General features: G+C 70.2%; 1 protein-coding gene and 1 pseudogene. Both read left to right on the plus strand.

Annotation, left to right across the window (positions count from 1 at the left end; all coding sequences use genetic code 11):
- Positions 1 to 41: 41 nt before the first annotated feature.
- Positions 42 to 389, plus strand: a pseudogene (locus tag G6045_RS41885) (nucleotide pyrophosphohydrolase); the annotation flags it as partial.
- A 319-nt stretch (positions 390 to 708) separates the two neighbouring features.
- Positions 709 to 1,155, plus strand: a complete 447-nt coding sequence (locus G6045_RS40580; RefSeq protein ID WP_165337260.1) for a DUF6099 family protein — start codon at positions 709 to 711, stop codon at positions 1,153 to 1,155.
- The last annotated feature ends 41 nt before the right edge of the window (positions 1,156 to 1,196 follow it).

The following is a 1,196-nucleotide window of genomic DNA, read 5'->3' on the forward strand; positions in this document are numbered from 1 at the left end:
GGCGGATCCGGTGGACGGGGCGACGGTGGTAGACCTGGGGCGTGACAGAGAAGGAACAGAACGGCACGAGCAGTAAGAGCGACCTTGACGTACGGGAGCTGCAGCGCAGGCTGGCGGCGTTCGCGGCCGCGCGGGACTGGGGCCCGTACCACACGCCGAAGAACCTGACCTCGGCGCTCAGCGTCGAAGCGGCCGAACTCGTCGAGATCTTCCAGTGGTTGACGCCCGAGCAGTCCGCGCACGTCATGGACGACCCGGACTTCGCGCATCGGGTGCGGGACGAGGTCGCCGATGTGCTGGCGTATCTGCTGCAATTCTGCGAGGTGCTCGGGGTGGACGCCCTCAAGGCGCTGGCGGACAAGATCGACCGCAATGAGCGGCGGTATCCGGTGGGGGCGAAGGGGCCCGCGGTGCCGGGCCGGATCAAGTCGACACCGGGGAACGGTCGTTCATCGGCCTCGGGGAACGGTCGTTCATCGACCTCGGGGAACGGTCGTTCATCGACCTCGGGAACCGACCGCTCATCGACATCGGACAGTCACTCTGCGGAGTGACGAGGTTATCCACAATCGCGCTTCTGTCCACAGTTTCCCGAAATCCTCTGGCCCTCGGGCCCGGAAGCCCTCACGCTGGGTAGTGAACAGATAGGGCGTCGCGGACGCGCGGCCGGAGCGCGGCCGGCCGGACGTACGGCACGGGGGACATGACATGGATGCGGTACGGCTGATCGCAGCCACCAGAGGTGCGCTGGCGCGCAGTGAGGCGCCGCCGGACGTCCTGGCCGAGGCCTGGCAGGCCCAGGCGCTGGCCAGGACGATGGCGGCACATCTCGCGGTGAGCGGCCCACCCGAACTCCGCCACGAGGCCCTCGACTTGAGCGAGGCGAGCGGCCGCGGCACGCTCGGCACGTCCCTCGGCCCCGACGGCATACGGGCCACCCGCCTCACCTCCGTCGCCGACCCCCGCGCGTCCCTGATCGCCCTGGGCGCGCTCCTCGGCGAGGTCGGCATCGCCCTGGTCGGGGTGGCCTGCGCGGTGGACGGGGAGGCGGACTACTGGCAGTGCATAGAGGCCATCGACACCGCGGACGACTCCCGCGACCGCGTCCTGGAGATGCTGCGACGGCTGGGGGGACGGGAGGTGGCGGGGCGGTGAGGTGAGGTGAGGTGAGGGAGGCGAGACGCAAGGCCGGTGGG

This window comes from Streptomyces mesophilus (assembly GCF_011044995.1).
In the GTDB taxonomy this organism is placed as follows: domain Bacteria; phylum Actinomycetota; class Actinomycetes; order Streptomycetales; family Streptomycetaceae; genus Streptomyces; species Streptomyces mesophilus.

What these genes read in the sequence shown, in the direction of transcription:
- G6045_RS40580 (WP_165337260.1), top strand. Translation starts at nt 709, where the DNA reads ATGGATGCGGTACGGCTGATCGCAGCCACCAGAGGTGCGCTGGCGCGC.